Annotated in this window: 24 protein-coding genes and 1 tRNA gene; 20 read left to right on the top strand and 5 right to left on the bottom strand. The window is 65.1% G+C overall.

Annotated elements, in window-relative coordinates; all coding sequences use genetic code 11:
- Positions 1-4: 4 nt before the first annotated feature.
- Both KI794_RS15965 and KI794_RS15960 read right to left on the bottom strand, forming a co-directional pair.
- Complete coding sequence (locus KI794_RS15965; protein ID WP_162921440.1) at positions 5-469, bottom strand: hypothetical protein; 465 nt, start codon at positions 467-469, stop codon at positions 5-7.
- Positions 470-482: 13 nt separating this feature from the next.
- On the bottom strand, positions 483-899 hold the full coding sequence (locus KI794_RS15960; protein WP_119285458.1) for a hypothetical protein: 417 nt from the start codon (positions 897-899) through the stop codon (positions 483-485).
- 397 nt (positions 900-1,296) lie between these two features.
- Here KI794_RS15960 and KI794_RS15955 point away from each other — a divergent pair, with 397 nt between their 5' ends.
- The 11 genes from KI794_RS15955 to KI794_RS15905 all read left to right on the top strand — a co-directional run bounded on the left by KI794_RS15955 (position 1,297) and on the right by KI794_RS15905 (position 12,649).
- Complete coding sequence (locus tag KI794_RS15955) at positions 1,297-3,198, top strand: alpha/beta hydrolase (protein ID WP_255808640.1); 1,902 nt, start codon at positions 1,297-1,299, stop codon at positions 3,196-3,198.
- Positions 3,199-3,293: 95 nt separating this feature from the next.
- On the top strand, positions 3,294-3,902 hold the full coding sequence (locus tag KI794_RS15950; RefSeq protein ID WP_255808639.1) for a hypothetical protein: 609 nt from the start codon (positions 3,294-3,296) through the stop codon (positions 3,900-3,902).
- A gap of 113 nt (positions 3,903-4,015) precedes the next feature.
- On the top strand, positions 4,016-4,630 hold the full coding sequence (locus KI794_RS15945) for a hypothetical protein (protein ID WP_255808638.1): 615 nt from the start codon (positions 4,016-4,018) through the stop codon (positions 4,628-4,630).
- A gap of 150 nt (positions 4,631-4,780) precedes the next feature.
- Positions 4,781-5,938: a metal ABC transporter substrate-binding protein gene (locus tag KI794_RS15940; RefSeq protein WP_119285461.1), complete on the top strand. Its 1,158-nt coding sequence runs from the start codon at positions 4,781-4,783 to the stop codon at positions 5,936-5,938.
- A complete protein-coding gene (locus KI794_RS15935) occupies positions 5,935-6,735 on the top strand; it encodes a metal ABC transporter ATP-binding protein (RefSeq protein WP_119285462.1) in 801 nt (266 codons plus the stop codon). Before KI794_RS15940 ends, KI794_RS15935 begins: the two co-directional genes overlap by 4 nt.
- The gene (locus tag KI794_RS15930) at positions 6,732-7,688 is read left to right on the top strand and encodes a metal ABC transporter permease (protein ID WP_255808637.1); all 957 of its coding nucleotides are present in this window, start codon (positions 6,732-6,734) and stop codon (positions 7,686-7,688) included. The genes KI794_RS15935 and KI794_RS15930 overlap by 4 nt, the downstream gene beginning before the upstream one ends.
- On the top strand, positions 7,685-8,539 hold the full coding sequence (locus KI794_RS15925) for a metal ABC transporter permease (RefSeq protein ID WP_119285515.1): 855 nt from the start codon (positions 7,685-7,687) through the stop codon (positions 8,537-8,539). Before KI794_RS15930 ends, KI794_RS15925 begins: the two co-directional genes overlap by 4 nt.
- Positions 8,539-8,937, top strand: coding sequence for a Fur family transcriptional regulator (locus KI794_RS15920; protein ID WP_255808636.1), 399 nt, complete (start codon positions 8,539-8,541; stop codon positions 8,935-8,937). The genes KI794_RS15925 and KI794_RS15920 overlap by 1 nt, the downstream gene beginning before the upstream one ends.
- Positions 8,938-9,001: 64 nt before the next feature.
- Entirely contained in the window at positions 9,002-9,610 is a 609-nt protein-coding gene (locus tag KI794_RS15915; protein ID WP_255808635.1) for a helix-turn-helix domain-containing protein, read from the top strand.
- A gap of 121 nt (positions 9,611-9,731) precedes the next feature.
- Entirely contained in the window at positions 9,732-11,174 is a 1,443-nt protein-coding gene (locus KI794_RS15910) for an NAD(P)/FAD-dependent oxidoreductase (protein WP_255808634.1), read from the top strand.
- The gene (locus tag KI794_RS15905; RefSeq protein ID WP_119285466.1) at positions 11,171-12,649 is read left to right on the top strand and encodes a peptide MFS transporter; all 1,479 of its coding nucleotides are present in this window, start codon (positions 11,171-11,173) and stop codon (positions 12,647-12,649) included. Before KI794_RS15910 ends, KI794_RS15905 begins: the two co-directional genes overlap by 4 nt.
- A 57-nt stretch (positions 12,650-12,706) precedes the next feature.
- Here KI794_RS15905 and KI794_RS15900 read toward each other — a convergent pair whose 3' ends face one another.
- Positions 12,707-13,465 carry an SGNH/GDSL hydrolase family protein gene (locus KI794_RS15900; protein WP_119285467.1) on the bottom strand — a complete coding sequence of 253 codons (759 nt, stop codon included), beginning with the start codon at positions 13,463-13,465 and terminating at the stop codon, positions 12,707-12,709.
- A 148-nt stretch (positions 13,466-13,613) separates the two neighbouring features.
- Here KI794_RS15900 and KI794_RS15895 point away from each other — a divergent pair, with 148 nt between their 5' ends.
- The gene (locus KI794_RS15895; RefSeq protein WP_255809787.1) at positions 13,614-14,435 is read left to right on the top strand and encodes a MerR family transcriptional regulator; all 822 of its coding nucleotides are present in this window, start codon (positions 13,614-13,616) and stop codon (positions 14,433-14,435) included.
- Here KI794_RS15895 and KI794_RS15890 read toward each other — a convergent pair.
- The gene (locus tag KI794_RS15890; protein WP_119285469.1) at positions 14,432-15,208 is read right to left on the bottom strand and encodes a FadR/GntR family transcriptional regulator; all 777 of its coding nucleotides are present in this window, start codon (positions 15,206-15,208) and stop codon (positions 14,432-14,434) included. The genes KI794_RS15895 and KI794_RS15890 overlap by 4 nt on opposite strands.
- Before the next feature lie 100 nt (positions 15,209-15,308).
- On the opposite strand from KI794_RS15890, the gene KI794_RS15885 reads away from it, so the two are divergent.
- From KI794_RS15885 to KI794_RS15855, 7 genes are all read left to right on the top strand, one after another.
- Positions 15,309-15,863 (top strand): YbhB/YbcL family Raf kinase inhibitor-like protein, encoded by a 555-nt coding sequence (locus KI794_RS15885; RefSeq protein WP_119285470.1) that lies wholly within the window; start codon positions 15,309-15,311, stop codon positions 15,861-15,863.
- Between the two features lie 361 nt (positions 15,864-16,224).
- Positions 16,225-17,301, top strand: coding sequence for a histidinol-phosphate transaminase (gene hisC / locus KI794_RS15880; RefSeq protein WP_255808633.1), 1,077 nt, complete (start codon positions 16,225-16,227; stop codon positions 17,299-17,301).
- Between the two features lie 64 nt (positions 17,302-17,365).
- A complete protein-coding gene (locus tag KI794_RS15875) occupies positions 17,366-18,298 on the top strand; it encodes an ABC transporter permease (protein WP_119285472.1) in 933 nt (310 codons plus the stop codon).
- 2 nt (positions 18,299-18,300) lie between these two features.
- Positions 18,301-19,092, top strand: a complete 792-nt coding sequence (locus KI794_RS15870) for an ABC transporter ATP-binding protein (protein WP_119285473.1) — start codon at positions 18,301-18,303, stop codon at positions 19,090-19,092.
- 165 nt (positions 19,093-19,257) lie between these two features.
- Entirely contained in the window at positions 19,258-20,250 is a 993-nt protein-coding gene (locus KI794_RS15865) for an ABC transporter substrate-binding protein (RefSeq protein ID WP_119285474.1), read from the top strand.
- Between the two features lie 103 nt (positions 20,251-20,353).
- A complete protein-coding gene (locus tag KI794_RS15860; protein WP_255808631.1) occupies positions 20,354-23,995 on the top strand; it encodes a proline dehydrogenase family protein in 3,642 nt (1,213 codons plus the stop codon).
- 50 nt (positions 23,996-24,045) lie between these two features.
- Positions 24,046-24,636, top strand: a complete 591-nt coding sequence (locus KI794_RS15855) for a hypothetical protein (RefSeq protein WP_255808630.1) — start codon at positions 24,046-24,048, stop codon at positions 24,634-24,636.
- 171 nt (positions 24,637-24,807) lie between these two features.
- Here KI794_RS15855 and KI794_RS15850 read toward each other — a convergent pair whose 3' ends face one another.
- Positions 24,808-25,320 (bottom strand): GNAT family N-acetyltransferase, encoded by a 513-nt coding sequence (locus tag KI794_RS15850; protein WP_255808629.1) that lies wholly within the window; start codon positions 25,318-25,320, stop codon positions 24,808-24,810.
- Between the two features lie 93 nt (positions 25,321-25,413).
- Between KI794_RS15850 and KI794_RS15845 the strand changes: the two genes are divergently transcribed.
- Positions 25,414-25,497, top strand: a tRNA-Tyr gene (locus KI794_RS15845).
- The last annotated feature ends 166 nt before the right edge of the window (positions 25,498-25,663 follow it).

The following is a 25,663-nucleotide window of genomic DNA, read 5'->3' as shown; positions in this document are numbered from 1 at the left end:
GGAATTACTGCACGATGAGTTCGTGCCCGAAACCGGTGCCCTCGCGCCAGACATCGAGGTCGTAGGTGTGGCGGCCGTCGCCGATGTCGAGCGTTGCCGAGACCCCCTCCCGTTGGATGCCTGGGCTCGAGGACATTGCAACCGCGTCGGCTGGCGACAGGAGCCCAATGACGAGCACATCGTCGCCAGTTATCAGCGCATAGGCAGTGACACCGTCCGGCGTGACCTCCAGAACCTCGAGGGTATCCATGCGTGGAGTGTCGTTGGCAAGCACACCGACGAGGAGGCCGGAGGGCGCGAGCAGGCGCTCGCGAATGTTCTCGATTGCGGTAGCGTGCGCGACATCGACGGCGTGCGCTTGGGCCTGAGCGCGCAGCTGAACTATTGCGCCGCCGCCGAGCAGGAGTGACCCGAGCACTGCAGCGGTCATTGCCGCCGCTGGGGCGAGGCGTCTGCGCGTCGTTGCCATCGGTGTTGTCCCGTCACTTCGCGGTAAAGGTGTGCTCGAACTCGTCGCCGGTGCCCACCCGGCGGACCGAGAGTTCGTAGTTTCTGGTCGACTCGTCGCCAGGGATCATTGCCTGCAGGCTGTTTTGCCTGAGCCCTGCAGGGCTGACGCTTGAGGCGCCTCCCTTCGCCGGGTACACGCCGATGCCGAGAGCATCTTTCGTGGTGAGGAAGGCGACTGCAACGACGCCCTCATCTGTCTGCTCAAGCACGGTGAGGGTCTCTGGGCGCAACTCGCCGGCCTCGGCCTGAATTGTGGCACCCGACAGCGATTCATTGATGAACTCGACCACCCGCTCTGACGGCTTTGAGCTGACACCGGGGCTCGCGGTGGCAACCTGGAACACGAAACCAGCGAGGAGCGCGAGCGAACCGAGGATGGCGAGAGTCATGGCGACCGCCGGCCCGATCCGGCGCCGTGAACTTTGGGGTAGTGACACGTCCGCTCCTCTACACGATGGTGGGTACGGCCATGCTAGCCCCGGGGGTGACGGGGGAGTCAAGAAGGTATGAGGTTCGAGTAGAGTGGCGCGCGAATTGCGTGGCGGAACTTGTGGATGCCGAGAAACCTGCTTGGACGCACGTCAACTGTAGGAGCTCTTGCGTGGCAGGCGGTCGTGGGTTGTCTCGGCGCGTGCAATTAGCGAACATGACCTGACGAAAGTTGACAACATTTGTCTGCGTGGGCGTATAGTTGCGATCGTTGGGGGAAAGCCGGTCACGGCTTTCCCCCTTTTGCGTAGGTGGTCGTCTCTGGCGACTCCGAATGAGCGGTGACGGAGGGCGGCAATGGCTGATATTCAGTTCGACGAATCGACCGCCAACCGACTCGCGCGTACGTTTCGTGACGTGTCGACGATGCTGCATCGTGCAGGGTGGGAAAGATCACTCGCCATTAATGACGCGTGCATGGAGTTCAAAGGCGGTTATGCGAAGCGGTTTACTGACGCGTGCGGCATTGAGTCGGCGGATCGAGGAAGCCTGTCGGGGAAGCTCGAGGATCTCGCCGAAGCGACCGATAGGGCGATTGCTGCCGCAGTGAAGGAGCGGGAGCGGATTGCCGCGCACGAGGAGTGGCGGGCCAAAGTGGAGGCCGCGGAACTTGTTCGGAGCCAAGACGCGCTTGGTGCGCTCGGCGTGACGACGTTTGATACATTCGTGGGGCTTGAACCCGACACGATGCCTGTCAGCCCGCCGCCGATCACTGCCGTGTTCGGCCCGAGATCGCGTGGTCGGTACGCTGGCGGGGCAGGATCGGGCGGGACGACGTCTGCTGATCCGGTAGCGCTTCGCGGGTTTGCCGCGCGGTCGCAGTTGGTCACCCGGAATATGCGCGACGGGCTTTCTGCGCTGCAGATGGCCGTGGCAGCCTATGCGAACTCGTGTTCGTGGGCGCCGGCTTCGGTCGCGACCCTATTGACAGGGTTCTCTCGCTTCGTTGATGAGAACGTGTCGGATGAGCGGTGGATCTCGTCGATTGCGGCGGCGTTCGAGAGCGCGGGGAGCGGGACACTTGGCGACTTCGACATCATGCTCGCGCTTGGCGCTGACAACCCTGGCGTGTTCACTGATGCGCTGTTTGATCCAAAGCTGTCGCCCGCCGAGGTCGCGCAGATATGGGCGCTTCTTGCTGCTTCGAAGGGGTTCAACCTTGAGCGTCTCATTGAGCGGTACTCGTTTGAGCTTGCGTGTCTGGATGGGATCCCGTTTTGGGTGATGGACAAGGCTGGGCGGCATGCGCTGGAGTGGGCGCTCGACGAGGAACACCCTGAAAACCCCGCCGCGGCGTACGCGCGGATGGGGTTCGAACCGGGGGAGCGTTCTCTTGCGGAGTTTGAGAAGGACCTCCTTGCGATACAGACCGGGCTCTCACGCGCTGAAGGGCTTCTCGGCGGCGGCACCGCAGGGGCCATCGTGCAGTTGGTGGCGTTTGGCAGGCATGACGGCGGCGTCTCCGCGGGCATATCGATGGGAAACCTCGACACGGCCACTAACGTCGGTGTGCTTGCTTCTGGCATGGATTCCGAGGTGCAGGGAATCAGCGACCCGCTTCGCGGCTTCAACGAGATACTGAGTCGCGAGCCGGGCTATGCGATGGTGACCTGGATGGGATATCAATCCCCCGGTTTGCCTACTGAGTGGCTCCAACGACGTGCAGACAAAGGTGGGGCGTACCTCTCGAGTTTCTTGGACGGGATTGCCGCTCAGCGCGCGAACAACCCGATTGATCGGCTTGTGGTCATTGGGCATTCTTACGGCACTAACGTTGCTGCGGAGGCGCTCAAGACCACGAAAGCAGATGTGCACGCCTACGTTGCTGTCGGTTCAGCGGGGTTGAAACCGGGGACCTCGGCAAGAGACCTCGGCGTCAGTGAGATATACGCGACTGTCTCCGAGCGGGACCCTGTGGCAGGAATCGGGCAAGCTACGGGAGCTCGGGTCTTTACTCCGGCGGATGAGCTTGGAGGGATCAGGTTCACAGGACGCGTAGACCCATTGGACCTCGACGGCGCGGTCGAGTTTCCGTCAGGTGGCAACGGCGGTGGTTTGGCGGTCACAAAGCACAACATCGGCACATTTGCAGAGGGCGAAGCTCTCGACCCCTTGGCCCCGAACGTCGGCTACTTTCATCCAGACTCAAGTACCATTTTCCAGCTCAAAAGGGTGATGAAAGGCGATATCCAACAGTGATACGAAGACCAATCTTGATCGCGTTGGTGCTCACAATCGCGATGGGGACGTCAGGTTGTGGGGCGCCACCAGAACCTGTACTTGATGGAGGGGGAGTGGCGATGGAAGCTGCCTTTGCGCGATCACTTGAGGAGCAGTATGCGGCGGCTGCGCGGCGATATTCCGAGGTTAGCGAGCTTCTGGCCGAAGTGCAGAATGGCTATTTCGTTGATGAGTGGGAAGACAGTGGTGTTGGGGCAGACTTTGTGCCTATGGGAGGAGAGGGATTCGCCCCATTTATGTCGGGCGCAAGCAATGACAATAGTTACGTGTTCAGGTTGCATCGCTACCATGCCGTCGAGGGCAGCCTTGAAGCACTGATTCAACGTGTTGCGGATGATTGGCGTGAGCGCGGATGGGAAACCAAAGTCTCCGGTCCCTTTGCTGGCTACAGTCGGGTGGCGACCGTTACTCCTGGGGGGTTCTCGCTAACAGCCCAAGAAGACGACGGTATGTTGACACTTATTGCGAGTTCCCCGGCCTATTGGGGCGACCCTGATGCTCTCGCTGCGGCGGTTATTGAGCGCGGGGAGGCGGAGTCTGCCGCTGGTGTTCATGGGAGTAAGTACGCGCGTGTCGATGGTTTTGCCCGGCTGCTGCCTGGCACGTATCGCCCGTTCCCGGCGTGGGATGCGCTTGAGAAGTATCCGCCCGTGACCGAGTAGGCGAGGTCGTGTCTGTAGTGAGGCGTGCTGGGCTCAGCCTTGCCCTGGCGTTTCTTGCCGCGGTGGTCTTGGCAGGGTGTGGTGCAGGTGAGGGTGCGCGAGATGGCGCTGGGATGACTGAAGAGGAATCCCTTGGGAGGTCGCTTGAGGTTCAGTATGCGCTTGCTGGCGAACGCTACGTTGCGCTGTATGAGCGGGTGACTGCGATGCAGCAGGACATCTATGCCGGAGAGTGGCGGGCGAGCAGTGTCGATTCTGGGGTGATCCCGGGGTCGGGGTTTGCCCTGGGGGGTGAATTGGTGGGCGATACGCGGGATAACAGCTATTACTACAGCATCTTTCGGCGATACTCGTATGACGATGTGACGCATGTGACGCTCGAGGAAATCAGGCAGATGTGGGCCCAGCGTGGTTGGGATGTCGCGCAAGAGCCCATGTCTTCCGAGAACACGCGCTTGACTGTCACTGACCCTGATGGATACTGGTATGAGATCCGTGACTACAACGACGGGGAACTCTATCTCTCAGTACTTTCACCTGTGTACTGGGGGGCGCTCCGGAAGACAAATGATGCGATCCATGAACGCTTGGATGCTGAGGATGCGGCGCGTGCGCATGGTGACACGTTTGATGCGGCTGAGGACAAGTTCGTGCATCTGCTGCCCGGGGTGTATCGTCCGTTCCCTGCGTGGGATGCGCTTGAGAAGTATCCGCCCGTGACCGAGTAAGCGAAGCCCGACAAGCGCGCAAAAGTCGACTGCATGCTTGCCGACAACCCCGAGCTGGGCGACCGAGCCGGCGCCCCGGCACGCCACCTTGTTGCGAACCGTTCTCATTCGCACATAGAATGAGACTCGTTCTCATTTAGAAGGTGTTGTATGTCCAAGCTCTCACACTCCCGTCGCGGAGTAATCGTTGTCCCGGCGCTCGCCGCAGTCCTCGCGCTCAGCGCATGCACTCCCGCGGCTGAGGGGGCGAACAGCGACACCCTGGCCGTCGTCGCAACCACGACACAGCTTGCTGACTTCGCCAGCCAGATCGGCGGCGACGACATCTCGCTGACGAGCCTGCTCCAGCCGGGTGCGTCAGCTCACCACTTCGACCCGTCTCCCAAGGAGCTCGTTGCCATGAGCCAGGCAGACGTGCTGATTGTGAACGGTGCAGAACTTGAAGGCTTCATCGATTCGGCAATCGAAGCGTCGGGCTTTAGCGGTGAGCTTGTCACTGCCTCCGACGGCATCGACCTCGCTGAAGCGAAAGCGATCACCGCCGAGGGCGAGCGCGAGGCGGAGACCGGCGAGACGCCTGAGCACGATCACGACCACGACCACGCCGATCACGAAGCCGCAGATGGGGCTGTAGGCGAAGCCGACCATGACCACGCCGACGAGGAGGCAGGCCACGAGGGGCACGACCACGGCGATGAAGAAGCTGGGCATGACGGGCACGATCACGGCGACGTGAACCCGCACCTCTGGACATCTCCGCGGTACGCGAGCGGCATGGCAGCCGAGGTCGCGCGTGGGCTCGCCCACGCGGATCCTGCCCACGCGGCCGATTACACACAACGCGCTGCGGAGCTCGAGGAGCAGCTCACCACGCTCGATGAGTGGGTCAGCGAGCAGTTTGCGGGCGTGCCGGCAGCGGATCGTGTGCTCGTCAGCGGTCACGACTCGCTCCGCTACTTCCTCCACGACTACGACATTGCCTACGCCGGCGCGATCATGCCGAGCTTTGAAGACAACGCCGAGCCGAGCGCCGCTGAGCTTGATGCTCTCAGCGCGAAGATCCGAGAGCGCGGGGTGCGGGCGATTTTTGTTGAGTCGTCGATGAGCCCGAAACTCGCGCAGACGATCGCGCGCGAAACCGGCATCACCGTCGTTGACAGCGATGCGCTGTATGCTGACTCGCTTGGCGCCGCAGGGAGCGGGGCAGAAACGTATGTCGACGCCACTGTGCACAACACCCGCGTTATCCTCGAAGCCTGGGGTGTGACGCCTGGCCCCGTTCCGAAGGGCCTGGGGGAGCATTCATGACAGACAACGCTGAAGTAGCCCTTGCGCTTGCCGGGGCGTCCTTCGGCTACGGCGGCGAGACTCGGGTGCAGAGCCTGACGCTCGACGTGCCGTCAGGCGCTGCAGTCGCGCTCATTGGGCCCAACGGTTCGGGGAAGTCCACGCTGTTGCGCGGCATTCTCGGGCTCGCGGACCTCACCGGTGGGACGGTGCGCGTGCTCGGTGAGTCACCGACAGCTGCTCGCCGCAGCGTCGGTACACTCCCGCAATCCGACGCGCGCGACACGAGCCTTCCCGTCACCGTGCGCACCGTGGTGAGCATGGGGCTGTACCGGGAGGTCGGCGCGTTCGGTCGGATCGGCAAAGCCGGGCGGGAAGCAATCGCGAACGCGATTCGCCTCGTGGGACTGGAAGCCTTCGCTGGCCGCATCTTTGGCGAGCTCTCGGGCGGCCAACAGCAGCGGGCGATCTTGGCTCGCGCGCTCGTCTCAAACCCGCGCCTCCTGCTGCTCGACGAGCCGTTCAACGGTCTCGACCGAGAGAATCGCGAAATGCTGCTCGCCCTCGTTGCGCGGCAGCGCGACGAGGGGCGAACGGTCATCGTGTCAACGCACGACCTTGAGATCGCGAAGGCAGCCTGCACTCACGTGCTGTTGCTCGCGAGTGGACACGAGCCCGGAGAGCCCGGTCACCCGGCGGCGTTCGGCACACTTGAAGACGCCCTCACGCTTGATGCAGTGCAACACGCGTTCCACGACTCCACTGTCGAGCTCGATGCACACACAGTCACGACAACCCGAGAGGTTGATGCGCCGTGACCGGCTGGCTCGCTCAGGCGGCGCCGGGGCTCGCGACCATCTTTGCGCTGCCGTTCATGCAGCGCGCGATCATCGCGATCGCGGTGCTCGCGGTGGCGGCGGCGATCGTCGGGGTATTCATCAACTTCCGTGAGCTCGAATTCGTGAGCGACGGGCTCGTGCACGCAGTCTTTCCGGGGCTCGTGATTGGTTCGCTCGTCGGAGGCACCGCAGGGCTGTTGCCCGGCGCGCTCGGAGCCGCGCTCGTCGCGGCGCTACTGTTTACCCTCCTGGGGCGCGAAACCGCACGAGGGTCAGGCAGCGTTGCGGCCCGTGACGCAGGGATCGCAGTCGTGCTCACGGGGCTGTTCAGTCTCGGCATTGTGCTTGTTTCGCGGGGCGACAGCTACGTCTCACAGCTGCAGGAGTTGCTGTTCGGGCGGATCCTGACAGTGACCGCGGCGCAGCTTATCCAGATCGCTGTCGTCGGTGTCGTCGCGATCGTGATCATCGCGCTGACTCGCCGCGCGCAGCTGTATCGGGCGTTCGACCGCGCAGGGTTCGACGCCGCGGGCTTTAGCGCGTTTCGTACAGACCTTGCGTTGAACGTTGCCGTCGCGCTGCTCGTCGTCGCCGGCGTGCAGGCGCTCGGGGTGCTCATGGTTGTCGCGATCCTCGTCGTCCCTGTTGCCGTTGCGCGGCTCCTCACCCGCCGCCTTGCGCTGCTCGCGCCCGCTGCGGCGGTCGTGACGTTCGCCTCGGGGGTTGCTGGGCTCTGGGGTTCCTTCGAATGGTCGCTTCGCGGGTCGGTCTCGGCGTCACCCGGCGCCCTCATCGTGCTCGCCCTCGTTGCCCTTTACGGCGTCGCAGTGGTGGCCTCCCAGGCGGTGCACAGCGCAAAGCGAGCGCGCGCACGGCGGGTAGCCGCCACCGAGTCCACCGTGTCGAACGCCAACGTGGGGGTGTGCCCGTGAGCTACTTTGCTATGGCTGCACTGGAACTGGCACTTCTCGGGTTGCTCGCCGGTGTCGCCGGCACCCTGATCGTGTTTCGTGGTCGTTCCTTCTTTGCGATTGCGTTGAGTCACGCGACGTTCCCGGGGGGCGTGATCTTCGCGCTCGCGGGGTGGAACTTGCTGATCGGGCAGGCGCTCTTCGCTGCGTTGCTCGTGCTGCTCATGGGAGTGCTGTCTCGCGTGCCGCGACAGGGCGGGCAGGTCTCGAGCGGGATCGTGCTCGCGCTCGGTTTCGCGCTCGGCGCGTTGCTGTCGAGCGCGAACCCCGGCCTCGGCGTTCCTGTCGACGCGCTGCTCGTTGGATCGCCACTCAGCGTGACCTTCGTCGACATTTCGGCGACAGCGGCAGTGCTGGTTGTCTCGCTCGTCGCGCTTGCAGTGTTCGGCAGGCGGATTCTCTTCCACACGTTCGACCCAGCGGGGTTCACGGCAGCGGGTTTCCGCTCTGGCCCGGTGGAGTTCGTCGTCGTCGGCATCATCGCCGCATCGGTTGTGGTGTCGATGCCAGCGGTGGGGGCGATCCTGGGTGTCGCGATCCTGATTGCCCCAGCGGCCGCAGCGCGGTTGCTCGCGCCGACAATCGCCTGGGTGCCCCCTATCGCTGCCGTGCTCGGAGTCGTGAGCGGACTGCTCGGACTGTGGGCGTCGCGCGAGTGGAATATTGCCGCAGGCGGCGCGATCGGCCTCGCCGCTACTGCGGTGTACGTGCTCGCGCTCGGCGCGTCGATGCTGCTCAGGCGGCGTTCGAACCCGCTCTCCGGTAGCTTAGAGGGGAAGACTCCAGCTGCAGTGATCACGGGAGGTGAGTGATGCAGCCGAAGCGAAACACCTGGCAGCGCGAAGCGGTGCGCGTCGAACTCGTCGATGCGCCCGGGTTCGTGAGCGCCCAAGAACTCCACAGGCGGCTGAAGGATGGCGGCTCGACGGTCGGCCTCGCGACGGTCTACCGCGCACTCGCGCACCTCGCGGAGGTCGGAGACGCCGACTCGTTGCAGTCGCCAGGGGGCGAGACGCTGTTTCGGTCGTGCGAGACATCGGCGCATCATCATCACCTCGTGTGCCGCCGCTGTGGAGAGACTCGCGAGCTCGCTGCGACAGTCGTCGAAGACTGGGCTGGCCGTGTCGGCGCAGAGCACGGATTCACCGAGATCGGCCACGTCGTCGACCTGTTCGGGCTGTGCCCTGAGTGCTCCGCGCTCGAGCGGTGACCGACTGGCCGGAGCGCCAGTAAAGTTTTTTGTACAAATATCAAAGCTGTGTTAGATTCGCAGCATGTCAATGAATGACCCTGTGGAACTCGCCGACGAGCCACGCAACGAGGCCCACGGCGGCTCCACCGTCGGAGCACGCCTCAAGCGGCGTCGGCGCGCGCTCGGCCTCACCCTCAAAGACGTGGCCGAGGGCAGCGGCCTCACGCAGGGGTTCATCTCGCAGATCGAGCGAGGCTACTCCAACGGGAGCGTGCGCGCACTGCAGAGCATTTGCGCCGTACTGAAGCTCGGCGTCGGCGACCTGTTCGATGCGCCGGAGGCCGAAGCGAGCAGCCGAGTGCAGCGGTTCCGCGACGCACAGGGGTTTGCGTTCGGCAACGGAGCGACAAAACTGAAGCTCACCCCATCGCACTTCGACCACCTGGAGGTGCTGATCGGGCTCTTCGAACCCGGCGGATCGACGGGTGAAGGGCAGTACACGCACGGCGCGTCAGAGGAAGTGCTCGTCGTGCTCTCGGGGCGGGTCACCGTCACGGTCGGGGACGACACCTACGAACTCGGCGAACTCGATTCCCTGCATTACAACAGCAGCGAGCCGCACCGAGTGGTCGAAGCAAGCGGCACCGCGCAAGCTCGTGTGCTCTGGACAATGGCGCCCCCGACTTACTGATACCCCGCTTTCAATAACTGAATGAACCGCTGACAGAGGTCGGCGCTGTTCGACGCGCCACGGCGCTGCTTTGCCGTGCACATTTTGCACCGACACAACTACTGGGAAGGACACCACGAAGGTGACTCACTACACGAACGGCGAGATCTCGCATTGGATGCGCAATCCCGAATCAGCCATCCCTGCCCGTGCCTCCGCGCCGTCCCGGCGCAGTGCACTTCCTAGCGAAGAACAGGATCTTGTCATCGTCGGCGGCGGAATGACTGGGCTATGGACTGCCTACTACGCGGCGACCGCGCACCCGGAGTGGCGTATCACGGTGCTTGACTCTCACGAGGTCGGGTACGGGGGCTCGGGCCGCAACGGAGGATGGGTGTCGACGCTCATCCCCGGTAACCGTGCCGTGTACGCCAAAGCGATGAACAAGCGCGGCCTCGACGGGAAGAGCGCCGTTCGCGCATTTCAGCACGAGATGAGCGCGGCGATCACAGAGACCCTGCGCGTGCTCGACGTCGAAGGCATCGGCGCGGATCAGCACCGCGGCGGCCAACTGCAGGCAGCGACAACACCTGCGGCATTGAAGCGGCTGCAGGCGACATACCGCGCGAACCTTGAAAACGGTTACGAGCCAGAGTCGATCGAGCTACTCGACGCCGCCGCGCTCAAGGAACGCATCGGCATCGTTCCGGCGCTGGGCGGAATGTACTACCGCGACACTGCGCGTGTGGACCCGGCAAAGCTCACACGTGGCCTCGCCGACGTGGTTGAGGCGAAGGGAGTCACCATTCGCGAACACGCTGAGGTCGAGCGCATCGACCCTCACGCGGCGACAACGACGCGCGGAATTGTGCGCGGGCGGGTCATTCTGAGCTGCCTTGAGGCGTTCACCGGAACGGTCGAGAGCGAGGGCCCAGGTTTCGGCCGCCGCGAGGTCATTCCCGTGAACTCCTCCATGATCGTCACCAAGCCCCTCAGCGACGCAGACTGGTCACGCATCGGCTGGGACGGTCGCGAGTGCCTGAACGACGGCGCGCACACCTTCGTGTACGCCCAGCGCACCGCAGACAATCGGATTGCCATTGGTGGGCGCGGGACGCCGTACGCCTACGCCTCAGGCCTCCCAGGCGAGGGCGTCGTCGACGCGAGAACCATCAAGACGCTGAAGGATCGCCTCGACTTCTTCTTCCCCAGCGCCAACATTGAGATCGATCACGCGTGGCGCGGAGCGATCGGCGTCACCCGCGACTGGTGTGCGGGCATCTACTTCGACCCCGCGACGGGTATCGGAAATGCGCGTGGCTACGCGGGTCACGGCGTCACCGCAACGAACCTTGCAGCCCGCACGCTGCTGGATCGAGTTGAGGGGAAGACGACCGGGCTGACCCAACTGCCCTGGAACGATCACAACTCCGGCATCTGGGAGCCCGAGCCGATCCGGTGGGTCGGCGTCCACGCCATGTACAGCCTGTTCGGAGTGGCTGACGCGTGGGAAGAAGCACGGAACTCCGAAAACACCTCACTCATCGCACGATTTGGATCACGATTGGCAGGGCTGCACGAATGACCCACTCGATTACCACCCCAACGGCTGACACTGTACCGCCCCCGCGCAAGGCTCAGCTTCCGCGCGGCGTCTGGAGCATGGCCTTCACGGAGCTGTGGGAACGCTACTCGTTCTACGGGCTCCAGGGGATTCTCTCCTTCTATCTGCTCTACTCCCTCGCCGATGGCGGCCTTGAGGTCGCGCCAGCGGCCGCGGCAGGAATCGTCGGGGCTTACGGTGGCGCCGTCTACCTCGCTCAGGTGATCGGTGCCTGGTTCGGCGACCGCCTCGTGGCGCCAAAGCTCATGGTGCTCTTCGGCGCCATCGTCATCATGGCGGGCCACATCGTGCTCGCATTCGCCCAGGGGCTCGGCGGACTCGGCATCGGGCTCGTGCTCATCGTCATTGGCACCGGTGCGCTCAAGACCAACATCACCTCGATCGTTGGCTTCCTCGTTGAGGGACGCCCGCAGCAGGAACGCGACGTCAGCTTCTCGTACTTCTACATGGCGATCAACATCGGGGCGGTTGTCGGACCGCTCACGACCGGCTGGGTGCAGAACGAGTACGGCTTCCACTGGGGCTTTGGCCTGGCTGCGGTCGGCATGGCCGGCGCGCTCGTACAGTATCTCGTGTCGTGGAAGAAGCTCCCGGAGCGGGCATCCGCTGTGAACAACCCCCTGCCGCGAGGCAAGTACCCGGTGTTCGCCGGCGTAGCCGTGCTCGGCTTGTTGGCGCTCGGCGGCGCGATCTGGTCGGGGATGCTGCGAGCCGAGAACCTCGCGAGCACGACGACGGTCCTTGCGTTGCTCGCCGCGGCAGCCTACTTCATCACCATGTGCACGTCACGCAGCGTCACCCGAGACGAGCGCAGCCGTGTGCTCGCCTACCTTCCGCTGTTCCTTTTCTCGGGCATCTACTTCGGACTGCTTTTCCAGAAGTTCACTGCGATCTCGATCCTCATCACCGAGCGGATTAACCTGCAGATTGGTGACTGGACGTTCCCCGTCGCATGGATCACGACGGTGAGCCCACTCGCGGCCGTGCTCATCACGCCGCTCATCGCGAAGCTCTGGAACAGCATGGGGTCGCGCCAGCCGTCGCCGGTCACCAAGTTCGGCATCGGTCTCGTGCAGATTGGCTGCGCCTACCTGTTCCTGCTCATCATTTCGCAGGCGACCGGCGACGCATTCATCCCGCTCGCGCTCATTCTGCTGTTCATGGCGATGGCGGGATCGTCCGAGGTCTTCGTTGGCCCGATCGGCCTGTCGGTCGCGACGCAGATTGGCCCGAAGTCGTTCAAGTCGCAGATGGTTGGCCTGAACTTCCTCACCCTTGCGCTTGGCTCGTCGCTTTCTGGCCTGCTTGGCCAGCTGTTCGCCGCGATCGAATCACCCGCCTACTTCTCGATCGTGTCGGCAACCGGTCTGGTGCTTGGGGCGGTGCTGATTGTTGCACGCAGGCCCCTCAGTCGCTGGCTGTCGTCCGGACAGTAGCGCCACCCCTCGACTGTGCCCCCTGATCGCGCGTTGCTCGGGCAGGGGGCACAGCCCTTACCGAGGATTGATCGTCACAAACTCCGGGTACTTCGCAGTCCGGCCGTCGCCGCTGGATCGGCCGGTGAGACGGCGGCCAATCCACGGCAACACGTGTTCACGGGTGTAGCGCAGCTGATCGCGGGCCGTCGGGGCCGCCTTCGGGGCGGCGGTTGTCACCCAGTCGGCGGGGGGTTCGTGACCGAGGGTTCGGAGAACGTTTGCGGCGACGCGGTGGTGGCCGATGGGCGCGAGATGGAGGCGGTCGATCGACCAGTACTGACTTCCCGCGAGTTCGGCATCGTCCCAGTTGTTCGAGAACTTGACCCCAAGCCGGCGTGCGACATCACCGGCCGCACGGGTCAGTTCGCTGCCTTTCCTGCTCACGCTGCCGCCCGAGGGGAGCCCACCGGTCGGGTTCGCGCCCGCGAGCAGCAGCGGCTCGATGCCGGCCTGCTGGATGCGGATGAGAGCGCCCTCGGTCGCCGCGATGATCGAGGCCATGTCGGTGCCTGGGCGGAGCATGTCGTTACCGCCGCCATTGAAACTCAGGATCGTCGGCCCGAGCTCGATCGCCGGTTCGAGCTGTTCGGCGAGGATCGGGGCGAGTAGCCTGCCGCGGATTGCGAGGTTGGCGTACTCGATGGGCTCTCCGGTCGCATCGGCGAGTCCCTGCGCGACGAGGTCGGCCCAGCCGCGCACGCTGCCGTCGGGCTGTTCGTCACCAACTCCCTCGGTAAAGCTGTCTCCAATAGCGACGAATCGGATGGTTGCCATTGCTTTAGCCTACGCCTGGTCGGGCGGTGCGCTGCCCGCGCGCGAGAACGAGTTCTGGCATATCGCTTGACCTTGACGTAGCGTCAAGTTCTACCGTGAGATACGGGCGCACGGAGTGTGCGCCTTGAGCGACGAAGTGGAGACGGCAGTGGAGTATTCGATCCAGGAGATCGCCCGCGCGGCGGGCACAACGTCACGCACGCTGCGGCACTACGACGCGCTCGGGCTTGTTCGGCCGACGCGTGTCGGCCACAACGGCTACCGGTACTACGACGACCGGTCGCTCGTCCGGCTGCAGCGAGTGCTGCTGCTGCGCGAGCTCGGGCTAGGGCTCGACCGAATCGCAGAGGTGCTCGCCGCACAAGACGCGGGGAGCGACCTCGGCGGGACTGCCGATGCAGTCGCGTTCGCCGAGGCCCGAGTGCTCGACGCGCACCTCGGCCTGCTCGAACAAGAGCGGGCGCGGATCGACCGCCAGATCGGTGCCGTTCGGCGCACAATTGCCGCGCTCACCACACAACACGAAGGGAACGGGCTCATGGAGGCCAACATGTTTGACGGCTTCGATCATACGAAGCACAAGGAAGAAGTCATTGAACGCTGGGGTGAGAACGCCTATGCGAAGAGCGACAGCTGGTGGCGCAGCATGAGCGCCGAGCAGCAGCAGGGGTGGCAGGATCAGGTCGCGGCGCTGAACGCCGACTGGGTGACGGCGATGAACGACGGTGAGGATCCCACGTCCGAGCGTGCGCAGGCGCTCGCTGAGCGTCACGCCAAGTGGCTTCGTGGGGTGCCAGGAGCGCCGACGGGAGAGGCGTTCGAGCACTACGTGCGGGGCCTCGGTGAGATGTACGTTGCAGACGAGCGCTTCGCCGCGAACTACGGCGGGGCCGCTGGTGCGACACTCGTTCGCGATGCACTGCACGCGTATCTCGACGGCGCCGCGGGGGAGGAAACTCTCGGCGGCTAGACGACCGCCGGGCGGCCGTCGCGCACGTCGTCGATGCGCTGCTGCTGCTCAGGTGTGCGGGCGAGCGGCGGGACGACCTCCTGCTGCTCGTTCACGATGACGACGTCGTGATCGACGTGATCAACCATCGCGTGCACCGCGTCGATGAAGTCACGCTTGCGGATGGCCTCGAGCACGCGCTGGTGGTCTCGCTCCATCTCGGCCCCGGTTGCAACGTTTGCGAGGCGGCCGCGGTGCTGGGGCGTGCGCAGCTGGTCGTTGATGCCTGCGTAGAGCGCGGCGAGTAGCCGGTTCTTCGCGGCGTCAAAGATCAGGCGGTGGAACCGGCTGTCAAACGCGCCCTCCCCCGAGTCCGTGAGGCTGAGGACGGGGCAGCGTGAGCAGCCGACCTCTTCAATCGTCGCCTGTTCGAGCGCGGCCAGGTCTTCGTCGGAGCGATGCAGTGCAGCCTGCTGCGCAGCCTCGATCTCGAGCGCACGACGGTAGCTCAGGATCTCCTCAAGCGAGAAGTCCGCGAGGAACTCGTCGAGCAGCGAGCTGGTCGGCGACGCGGAACGCACGAAGGTGCCGCGGCCGGGGGCCGTCTCGAGCATGCCCATGCTTGCGAGCGAGCGGACGGCCTCGCGAACGGTTGAACGGCCCACGCCCATCTGATCTGCGAGCTCAGGCTCGATGGGGATTCGCTCACCCACCGCCCACTCGCCCGTTGAGATCTTGCGGCGAAGGTACGAGAGCGCGCCACGGGCACGCTCCGAACCGGTTGTGACCGCCATGCTGCACTCCAATCCACATCGCTGCTGCGTCGCTGATATTCAGGCCAGTCTATCGGTTCGTGGCTTTCCAGAACGTGTGTTCCCAGGTAGCGTAGCGACCATGACAAGTCACCCGAGTCGCGGCGCGTTGAACCCGTACGCCGGGATGCCGGAGAAGCCAGGGTTCACCCTCGTCAGCGCCGACATTCAAGACGGCGAGCCGTTGCCCGCCGAGCTCTACGGTGAGGGCGCCGGTGGATCGAACCGCTCGCCACAACTGAGCTGGTCCGGTTTCCCAGCCGAGACAAAGAGTTTCGCTGTGACCTGCTTCGACCCAGACGCCCCAACAGGGTCTGGTTTCTGGCACTGGGCGGTCGCAAACATTCCGGCGACAGTCACAGATCTTCCTGCCGGGGCAGGGGCTCTCGGCGGGGCACTCTTGCCCGAGGGCGCGATCACGATGCCGAACGAGCAGCGCGAGCCCGCATTCGTTGGAGCGGGGCCACCCGAGGGTACCGGCGTGCACCACTACTGGTTCGTCGTGCACGCGCTCGACGTCGACCACATTGACATCGATCCGCAGGCGACTCCAGCAGTGCTCGGCTTCATGATGCGTGACGCGGTGCTTGCCCGCGCGATCATCGTCGCAACCGGCGAGTTCGGCGGCGCAGCTTAGGGACTTCGGTGCTGGCCTTGCGCCCTGTGCCGTCCGCCTGCCCTGGCTCCGGCCGCTAGATCTGTGATCTGCAGCAGATATGCCTCTTCGGCGAGGAGGGGGGCATTCGAACTGCAGATCACAGATCTTTGGGCGGAAGTCGCCTCGCACCGCCGCCCGACTGCAGGCGCATACCCATGTGATCTGCAGTAGATATTCCCGGTGAGACGGGGATGGACATGTGATCTGCGGATCTGCTGCTCTGCGGCTGAGCGAACCGGTGGTGAAGTCCATTGGCTTCGGCGGGTGTACCGCTTGTGCTGGGCGGCGCTCGCGCGGGTGCGTAGGATTGACCCAGCCTCTTTGAAAGCGAGTTCCCTCTATGTCAGTGTCGATCCGTTCAGGGTTCGAGAGCATCCCTTCCTACCGTGCAGGAAAGCCAGCACAGCTCGGCCCAGACGGCCTGAGCGCGAAGCTCTCGTCGAACGAGAACCCCTACGATCCGCTACCCTCAGTGCTCGAGGCGCTCGCCGCAGCGCTTCCAACGTCGGTGAATCGTTACCCGAGTATCGCTGCCCCCGAGCTCACGGCGGCGCTCGCAGCGAGGCTTGATGTCGCGCCCGAGAACATTGCCTTCGGCGCTGGCTCAGTCGAGGTCGCCGCGCAGCTCATTCACGCTCTCGCCGGTGCTGGCGATGAGGTGATGTACGCGTGGCGGTCGTTCGAGGCCTACCCGATCCTTGTCCAGCTTGCTGGCGCGACCCCGGTGCAGGTGCCACTCACCTCGGATGGCGCTCACGACTTGCCCGCCATGGCTGCCGCGATCACCGACCGCACGAAGCTCATCTTTGTCTGCAACCCGAACAATCCGACGGGCACGACTGTCTCTCAGGCGGCTGTCGAGGCGTTCATGCAGCAGGTTCCTGACAACGTGCTCGTCGTGCTCGATGAGGCATACGTGCACTTCAACGTCGAGGAGGATTCGGTAGTCGGCCTCGATTTCTTCGGACGCTACCCGAATGTCGCCGTGCTGCACACCTTCTCGAAGGCGTACGGCCTCGCCGGGTTGCGCCTTGGCTACGCTGTTGCGCAGCCCGAGGTCGCTGACGCGCTGCGCAAGGCGGCAGTGCCGTTTGCGCTCAGCGCTCTCGCCCAGGCCGGCGGGGTTGCGTCGCTCGCGGCCGAGGATGAGCTGCAGGAACGCATCGACGTGCTCGTCTCCGAGCGCGATCGCGTCACAACCGCGCTTCGTACGGCGGGCCTGCCTGTGCTCGACTCACAGGCGAACTTTGTGTGGATTCCGGCGGGCGCCGCGAGCGACGCAGTCAGCGAAGTCTTCGCGGAACGCGGAGTTTCGGTACGCTGCTTCTCAGGTGATGGAATTCGCATCTCCATCGGTGCGCGTCATGAGAATGACGCAGTGATCGAGGTCTCTTCAGCGGCGGCGGCGCTGCTCTAGGGGCTACTCTCGGCTTTCACGCCGGAGCAGACGAGCATGAACACTACACAGCAGGAGGCGCGAATTGATAGGCGCAATTGAAGTCGGACTTCTCTACGGCATTTTCGCCCTTGGGGTCTATCTCACGTTCCGCGTGCTGAACTTCCCAGATCTCACTGTCGACGGCAGCCTGACGACTGGCGCGGCGACTGCTGCGGCGCTCATTCACGCCGGCCAGAGCCCGCTGCTTGCGACGCTCGCGGGTGGCGTGACTGGCATGATCGCGGGCGCGATCACCGGCATCCTGCACACCAAGGGCAAGATCGACGGTCTGCTCGCCGGCATTCTCACAATGATCGCGCTGTGGTCGATCAACCTGCGCATTATGGGTAAGTCGAACCTACCGTTTCTCCGCGAGGAGACGCTCATTAGCCCACTGCGTGAGGCCGGATGGATGGGCAAGACCTGGTATGTCGTACTGATCTTCCTCGTCGTCGTCTTTGCGATCAAGCTGCTCGTTGATTGGTTCCTGTCGACCGATCTTGGTCTCGCGATCCAGGCGACTGGCAACAACGAGCAGATGATCCGCTCGTTCGGCGTGAACACCGACGGCATGAAGATCCTGACCCTGTCGCTTTCGAACGGCCTCGTCGGCCTTGCCGGCGCGCTCATCGCGCAGTACAACGGTGTCGCTGATATCAGCATGGGCATCGGTGTGATCCTCGTCGGCCTCGCCTCAGTGATTCTCGGTCAGGCGCTGCTCGGGCAGCGCTGGATCTGGCTCGCAACCCTCGCAGTCGTCGTCGGCGCGGTGCTCTACCGCATCATCATCTTCGGCGCGTTGCGTATCGGCTTCAACCAAGACGATATGAAGCTCATGACTGCGCTCCTCGTGATCGCTGCCCTGCTGCTGCCACGTTGGGGGTTCTTGAAGCGCATCCCGTCGTTCAAGAACCGCGGGAACAAGCGATCCGACATCATGACCCAGCCGGCCGCGGCCGCGACGACGGGAGCGTAATCATGCTGAGCATCGCGAACATCTCTAAGACATTCTTTGCGGGCACGGTGAACGAGCGCCGTGCGCTCGTCGAACTCAACCTCGAGCTCGCAGAGGGCGATTTCGTAACTGTCATCGGTTCGAACGGCGCGGGCAAGTCAACGCTGTTGAACACGATCTCGGGCCGCTACCCGATCGACACCGGCGAGATCAGGATCGACGGCGCTTCAGTCTCGAAACTGAAAGAGTTCAAGCGGGCCCGATACGTCGGTCGCGTCTTCCAGGATCCGATGGCGGGCACAGCCCCCGACCTCACCATCGAACAGAACCTCGCGCTCGCCCTGCAGCGAGGCAAGCGCCGCGGTCTGCACCGGGGCATCACAAAGGCCCGCCGCGAGGCGTTCGCCACCGAGCTCGAATCGCTCGAGCTCGGGCTTGAGAACCGTCTCACGGCGAAGGTCGGCCTGCTCTCGGGTGGGCAGCGTCAAGCCTTGTCGCTGCTCATGGCTGGGTTCACGCAGCCGCGGATCCTGCTGCTCGACGAGCACACCGCGGCGCTTGACCCGCAGCGTGCGGCGCTTGTGACGACCCTCACCGAGCGCATCGTCGCGGAGGGCAACCTCACGACGCTCATGGTGACGCACAACATGGAACAGGCAATCACGCTTGGCAACAGGCTTGTCATGATGCACGAGGGACGCATCGTGTTCGAGGCGAACGCCGAGGAGAAGTCGAAGCTCACCGTGCCGATGCTGCTTGCCGAGTTCGCGAAGATCAAGGGCGCGAGCTTCGACGACCGCGCGCTGCTGGCTTAGCGCTCGCGCTCGGCCCCGTCCCGTCTCGTTTGCGTAACTGTTGCGCCGCGGCGCGAGTTTGGGGGAGCCCCTGTCAGGGTACGATGCTGGAAACAGCAAAGCCCTTGTTGTTTTCCCCTGCCGTTGCGGTGTTGCAGCGGCATACTCACGAAGGACCGTTTTACTATGCGACTGACCTCGTTCCGCCGCTCAGGCATCGCGCTCGCCGGCCTCGCCGTCGCGGCGCTGACGCTGAGCGCCTGCTCCAGCCCCGCCGCAACCGATTCGGGTGACGAGGCGAAGGCCTCGTACAAGATCGGTGTGAGCCAGTTCGTGCAGCACCCCGCGCTTGACGCGGCGACCGCCGGCTTCAAGCAGGCGTTTGACGACGCGGGCGTCGAGGTCGAGTGGGACGACCAGAACGCGAATGGTGATCAGGCAACCGCCGTCACCATCGCGCAGGGCTTCGCTTCCTCAGATCTTGATCTCGTGCTCGCCGTGGCGACGCCTGCAGCGCAGACCGCTGCTCAGGCGATCACCGACAAGCCGATCCTCTTCACCGCTGTCACCGACGCTGTCGAAGGCCAGCTCGTCGAGTCGAACGAAGCACCGGGCGGCAACGTCACTGGCACCAGCGACCTTGCGCCCTTCGATGAGCAGCTTGCGCTGCTCAAGGAGGTCGCTCCCGGCGCGAAGAAGGTCGGCATTGTCTACGCATCGGGCGAGGTCAACTCGCAGGTGCAGGTTGACGCAGTCACCGAGGCCGCTGGCCCGCTCGGCCTTGAGGTCGTGACGAAGACAGTCACCACCGCGAACGATATCGCTGCGGCGACCGAGGCGCTCGGTGACGTCGACGCGATCTATGTGCCGACCGACAACATGGTTGTCGCGGGCATCGCATCGCTCGTGCAGGTCGCTGAAGACAAGCAGATCCCAGTTATCGGTGCCGAGGCAGGCACCGTCGAGGGCGGCGCGGTCATCACCCTCGGTATTGACTACACGAAGCTCGGCTACCAGACAGGCGAGATGGCACTGAAGGTGCTCGAGGGCGCAGACCCCGCGACAATGCCTGTCGAGGTCTCGAACGAGTTCGCGTACGTCGTGAACGAGGCAGCCGCGAAGCGGATGGGCGCAACCATCCCCGAGGCGATCCTCGCCGAGGCCGAGAAGGTCGAGTAACTCCGGGAGTTTCCGGTTTCGAATGCCCCCGCGCGCCGCTTGGCGCGCGGGGGCATTCGCGTGTTCACGGTATTTCGCGAGGCGCCAGCCCTAGAGTGGGGTCATGGGAGACGAGCAGGTGAACGTCGAGTCGGTGTGGGAGTCTGTCGCGGAGGCCACACGCCAGCGCGTGAGCGCCTGGGAGAGTGCGCTGCCTGACGTCGACGGGCGTCATCACTCGCCCCGCACAGGCCTGCTCGGAGAGCTCGCGACGAGCCCTGAGAGCCTCGACTTTACCCGGCGCCTCATTGATTCGCTCTTCGGCACATCTGACGCGTTTACCGCGGCAGTCGGCCTGCGTGGGGTCTCGAAAGGTGAGCTGCCTGAGAGCATGCCGACTCGCGACAGACTGCTGCTTCGCGCTGGCGGTGTCGCGTCGCTCGGGCTGCCGTGGGTCGTGCGTCCGGCCGCGCGCAAGAACCTGCTCGCCCGGCTTCCAGACGTGCTGCTCCAGCTCAAGTTCTCGGGTCGCATGTCGGCGCTCTCCGACGCTGTTCGGGTGCACAAAGAGCGGGGGCACTCGGTACTCGTGTCGCTGACTGGCGCCGAGGTGTTCGGTGACGAAGGCGGCAAGCGGGAAGTTGAGCGCCTCCTCACGCTCGCAGCACAGCCGGCGGTTCGGGAGCTCGCGTTTGATCCTGCGCGACTCGTGCCTGGTGCCGACGAGTGGAGCATAGAGGCAGACCTCGCGCTTGCAGTTGAGCGAGTACGGCCAGTGCTTGAGGCGGCGCGTGAGCACGGCGTACGTCTCCTCGTTGAGCCACGAGACACGGTCTGGGCGAAGCGGCTGACCGAGTTCCTCACCAGAGCGTTTGGCTGTTCCGAGCTCGACAGGCTCGAGGTTGGTGTGCGGCTGTTCGCTGAGCTACCAGACTCCTGGGAGACCTACGCAGCGATCCATCGATTCGCGCGCCGACGTGTTGCAGACGGCGGCGCACCCGTCGATGTTGTGATTGGGCTCGGCGACGTTGCGGCGGCTGAGCGGGTCGCATCGATCCAGAGCGGTCTGCCTGTCGCCGTGATCGAGGAGCCGGTTGAGCGTGCCGCCCAGTTGTTGCGTCTCATCGAGGTCGCCCTGCAGCCGAGCCGGGCATCGGTGCTGCGGCCCATTGTCGCGACTGAGGATCCGCGCATCGCCGCGGCGACCATTGCGGCCGCGACGAGGCTCGGCTCCGACAAGCTGTACGCGCTTCAATTGCGGTGCGGCCTCGCCCCCGGCCTCGCTGCCGCGCTCGTGAACGACGAGAACGCCGTGCCAGATGTGCGGCTGCGCCTTCCCGTGACCCCGAAGGGGGAGTATGCCGAACTGCTCGGCTATTTGGTTGGACTTCTCGCGGAGGCCGCCGATCCTGACCCAACTCACCTGACGGACGAGGTCTTTCGGAAGGCTGCCGCGCTCGCTGCAGAGCCGCCGGCGGCAAGCCATCGAACGCAGCAGCGCGCCCGCGAGTGGGACCCGACGGAGCGCGACAGTGCACTCTTCTACCGCGCCCCCGACGAGCCGGCGACCCACGACACCGGCGGCCTGACAGCCGCTGTTCTCGGCCTTGCGCGGAACGCCACGGGAGAGGTGATTCTTGAGGCCGTCGCTCCACAGCACGCGATCCCCGTCGTCTCACGCACAGGTTTCGCAAATGAGCCGCCGACTGACGGGAGCCTTGCCGCAAACCGCGAATGGGCCCGCGGGCTGCTTCGCCAGGCGGGAGAGATCGTGCTGCGCGGCGAACGGCTCGACGAGACAGTCGCGTTGACGCAGGCAGATCTGGATCCTGATGCCGCCGCGACGCTCGCGCGGCAGGCAGCGACGCGGTGGTCGGAGCTCCGACATGAAGGCCGCGCGGTTCGCCTGCGACGCGTCGCACTCGCGACCGCCGCTGCCCGTGACCGCCTCATCACCGACCTCGCCGCGTGCACCGGCGCCCCCATGCGCGAGCTCGACGCCGCCGTGAACCACATCATCGACTCAGCCCGCTACGCGGCGCAGCTCGCCGACGGGCTCCGCGTTGTGCGCGGGGCGACGTTCGTGCCAGACAAGCTTGTGCTCGTTGTCGGCGACGTCACGGCCCCGCTCGCTACGCAGGCCGCAGCGGTGCTCGCCGTGCTCGGAAGTGGCGCGGGCGCGCTCTGGGCGGTCTCACCAGACATGCACGCCGCCGCCACCTCATGCGTTGAGGAGTGGGAGGTGGGCGGTCTCACCCCCGGCGCTGTCGAAACCGTGAGCGTCGCCGACGAGGAGGCGTTCGCCGCGCTCGGCGCGAGCCCCCACGTCGACCGCGCTGTCGTACTGGGAGGGCGTGAGCTCGGGAGATCACTCGCCAGGCACCGGCCAGATCTTCGCGTCGAGGGCCACTTCACTTCCCGCGGCTCGGTGCTCGTCACCCCCTCGGCAGAGCGGGAGCGGGCAATTCCCGACATTATCGACTCGGCCTTCCGCGGCACGCAGACGTCGCTCGGCAGCACAAACATGGTCGTCTTGCTTGCGAGCGTCTCCCGCTCGCGCGGCTTCCGGGCCGGGCTCGCTGATGCGGTGCGACGACTCCGTGTCGGTGACTCGGCGAGGCCACTCGGCGACGATCCGCTCGCCTTCGACATCGGCCCACTCCCAACGGTTCCGAGTGCAGCCGGCCTCGCTGCGCTGACCGAGCTCGGCCCGGGCGAGGAGTGGCTTGTCGAGCCAGAGCAGCTGGACGACGAGGGCCTGCTCTGGCGGCCCGGTGTGCGCATCGGCGTCTCGCCTGGATCCCCGTTCTGGGACGACGCCCGCGGACTTCCCGTCATCGGCATCAGCAGCGCTCAGCTGCTCGGTGAGGCCGTGTCGCAGCAGAACGCAGCAGGAAGCGGCGCCGTCGCCGCGATCCAGTCGTGGGACGACGGAGAGGTTCGCTCCTGGCTCGCCGGAATCGAGGCGGCTTCGGTGTCGATCAACCGCTCAAGCAGCGCAGCGCGTGTGGAACGGCAGCCGTTCGGCGGCTGGAACGACGCCGTCATGGGGCTTCCAGCGCTCGGCGGCGGCCCTCACTGGCTTGTCGCGCAGGGATCCTGGGAGCGGCGCCCTGGCCAGCGAAGCGATACCCTCCACCTCCGCGGGCTCGCCCCCGAGGTTGCGCTGCTCATCGAGGCCGCGCAGCCGGCTCTCGCATATGAAGAGTTCGACGAGCTCCGCAGGGCCGCGCTCTCTGACCAGCTGACGTGGCAGACCGATCTCGGCGCCATCGCCGACGGGATCGGGCTCGGGATCGAACGCAATGCCCTGCGAACAGCGCCCGTCGTTGTGCAGGTGAGGCTCGCTGAAGATGGGGCGCTCTCAGGGCTTATCAGAGTGCTCGCGGCAGCGCTTCTCGTGCGCGCACCCGTCGCCGTCTCAACTGGCGCAGTGCTCCCGCAGGCAGTCAGCGACCTCCTCGACTCGCAGGGCATCGACGTGTCACTCGAACGCGACGAGGCCTGGCTTGAGCGACTCGCCGCGGAGGGGCCGCGCGGCCCAGGTGGGTCAGACGCGGCTCGCGTGCGACTCATCGGCGGCGACCGGGTACGGGTCGCAGAGTGGATGGGAGGGCTCGACCGCGCCGCACTCTGGGCTGAGCCCGTGACCATGGCAGGCCCTGTCGAACTGCTGACCCTGCTGCGGGAGCAATCAATCTCCGCTCGCGCCGAGCGACACGGACTCGCCGAGCGGGCGCCGGGGCTCGACGCGCTGCTCGACTAGCGTTGCCCCTGCCCGCGCACGGACCCAACGCCCCTCGTTAGACTCGGCCTGTGCACACGTCGCGACCAACACCAGGTACCCCAATGGTCTTCCAGTGGCGAAAGTGGGACGGCTCTCCGCACTGGCGACATGATTGCGTCTACCTCGGGTCAGACAAGTGGGGTGACTGGGTCGGGCAGCCGACGGGCTGGTGGAGTGAGCGGCCGGGCCGAGCGTACGCTGTCGGCGGCGCCTGCGTCACGCTCGTGCCGGCGGCCGGCCCTGGTTCTGCCTTTGCGGGCGCAGGAATCGCGCACCCCGACTTTGCGTTGACCGTGAACCGAAATCATCACAAAGGCATGCGCATCTACATTGACCTCGGTTGGGAGGTTAGGTGGAGCGACAATCCAGAGCTTGTCACCGGCATCGACATCGACCTTGACGTGGTGCGGGTTGAAGGTGAACGCGGCACCTGGGTCGACGACCGCGACGAGTGGGCTGAACACTCGAAGCTATATGGCTACCCGCGCGACGTGATGGATCGGCTCGAGCAGCTCGCGCTCGTTCTCGAGATGCGGGTGCGGGAGCAGGTAGCGCCGTTTGACGATGCGACAGCGGATGCCTGGCTCGACGCGCTCGAGGGGTACGGCCTCGAACGGTAGTGTCCGCGGCCGCAGGGCTTGCGTGCCGTGGTCCGGCCGTCTCGCTTGCAGGGCCCGCCTGCCTCGTCTGCGGATCCTGCCCGTGCCTCCTGCGGCTTCCGCCCGCTAGGCCCGTGGCACCAGCCTGCGAGGACCGCGGGGCTAGCCCGTCTGGCTTGCGGCTTCCGCCCCCTAGGCCCGGCGCATCGGCGTATGGGGGATGCCGTCCTCGAGGTATTCATCGCCCGCGATCTCGAACCCAAACTTGCCGTACCATCCGGTGAGGTGAGACTGGGCCTCAAGCACAAGGGGCTCGTCGCCGTGCGCCGCGAGCACTGCCTCCATGAGCGCAGCTGCGAGCGCCTTTCCGCGGTGGTCGGGGCTCGTCACGACTCGACCGATCGCTCGCAACCCAGGCTCGCGCTCGCCTTCGTCGAGCACCCGGAGGGTCGCAGCCACGACGGGAGCGCTGCTGTCCGCGGCGACCGCTGAACCCGGCGCCGTGCTGAGCGTGGCATCCCAGCTCACCCAGAACTGCTCGGTCGCTGGCTCCATATCGCGGCCATCGAGGTCGAGGTAGACGCAGTCCTGCTCGACGACGAAGACCTCTTGCCGAAGTCTGGCAATGTTGTGGAAGGTGCGAACCGGTAGTGCGTCGAGACCGCGGACCCAATGGACTGTGTACTCGGGGGCAAGAGTAGGCATGGAATGATCTTCGCACGCCCCGGGATACGTTTCGATTTCCGTTCGGGCCGTCTAGCCGGTAATGTTATTCCCTGGTCGTGGTAACGCGACCAAGGCGGGTTGCCCGAGCGGCCAAAGGGATCTGACTGTAAATCAGACGCGTAAGCTTCGCGTGTTCGAATCACGCACCCGCCACCACCTGAAAATGCCCGGTCAGACGAAAGTCTGGCCGGGTTTTTTGCGTTTGGGATTGATGGCTATTTGGGGAGCGACATACCCCGATCGCCGCGGTGTGCACTGATCCCAGCCCGCTCCGCACGGTCCCGGCCTCTTCCTGCTCAACCCTCTCCGGTCCCGACCCGGC

It is taken from the genome of Leucobacter aridicollis (genome assembly GCF_024399335.1).
Classification (GTDB): Bacteria; Actinomycetota; Actinomycetes; order Actinomycetales; family Microbacteriaceae; genus Leucobacter; species Leucobacter aridicollis_A.
The sequence above is the reverse complement of the archived record's forward strand: the minus strand, read 5'-3'. Positions and strand labels throughout refer to the sequence as shown.

What these genes read in the sequence shown, in the direction of transcription:
- KI794_RS15915 (WP_255808635.1), top strand. Translation starts at nt 9,002, where the DNA reads ATGTCAATGAATGACCCTGTGGAACTCGCCGACGAGCCACGCAACGAG.
- KI794_RS15900 (WP_119285467.1), bottom strand. Translation starts at nt 13,465, where the DNA reads ATGGCAACCATCCGATTCGTCGCTATTGGAGACAGCTTTACCGAGGGA.
- KI794_RS15905 (WP_119285466.1), top strand. Translation starts at nt 11,171, where the DNA reads ATGACCCACTCGATTACCACCCCAACGGCTGACACTGTACCGCCCCCG.
- KI794_RS15890 (WP_119285469.1), bottom strand. Translation starts at nt 15,208, where the DNA reads ATGGCGGTCACAACCGGTTCGGAGCGTGCCCGTGGCGCGCTCTCGTAC.
- KI794_RS15960 (WP_119285458.1), bottom strand. Translation starts at nt 899, where the DNA reads ATGACTCTCGCCATCCTCGGTTCGCTCGCGCTCCTCGCTGGTTTCGTG.
- KI794_RS15860 (WP_255808631.1), top strand. Translation starts at nt 20,354, where the DNA reads ATGGGAGACGAGCAGGTGAACGTCGAGTCGGTGTGGGAGTCTGTCGCG.
- hisC (WP_255808633.1), top strand. Translation starts at nt 16,225, where the DNA reads ATGTCAGTGTCGATCCGTTCAGGGTTCGAGAGCATCCCTTCCTACCGT.
- KI794_RS15955 (WP_255808640.1), top strand. Translation starts at nt 1,297, where the DNA reads ATGGCTGATATTCAGTTCGACGAATCGACCGCCAACCGACTCGCGCGT.
- KI794_RS15945 (WP_255808638.1), top strand. Translation starts at nt 4,016, where the DNA reads ATGACTGAAGAGGAATCCCTTGGGAGGTCGCTTGAGGTTCAGTATGCG.
- KI794_RS15865 (WP_119285474.1), top strand. Translation starts at nt 19,258, where the DNA reads ATGCGACTGACCTCGTTCCGCCGCTCAGGCATCGCGCTCGCCGGCCTC.
- KI794_RS15965 (WP_162921440.1), bottom strand. Translation starts at nt 469, where the DNA reads ATGGCAACGACGCGCAGACGCCTCGCCCCAGCGGCGGCAATGACCGCT.
- KI794_RS15935 (WP_119285462.1), top strand. Translation starts at nt 5,935, where the DNA reads ATGACAGACAACGCTGAAGTAGCCCTTGCGCTTGCCGGGGCGTCCTTC.
- KI794_RS15940 (WP_119285461.1), top strand. Translation starts at nt 4,781, where the DNA reads ATGTCCAAGCTCTCACACTCCCGTCGCGGAGTAATCGTTGTCCCGGCG.
- KI794_RS15870 (WP_119285473.1), top strand. Translation starts at nt 18,301, where the DNA reads ATGCTGAGCATCGCGAACATCTCTAAGACATTCTTTGCGGGCACGGTG.
- KI794_RS15920 (WP_255808636.1), top strand. Translation starts at nt 8,539, where the DNA reads ATGCAGCCGAAGCGAAACACCTGGCAGCGCGAAGCGGTGCGCGTCGAA.
- KI794_RS15850 (WP_255808629.1), bottom strand. Translation starts at nt 25,320, where the DNA reads ATGCCTACTCTTGCCCCCGAGTACACAGTCCATTGGGTCCGCGGTCTC.
- KI794_RS15885 (WP_119285470.1), top strand. Translation starts at nt 15,309, where the DNA reads ATGACAAGTCACCCGAGTCGCGGCGCGTTGAACCCGTACGCCGGGATG.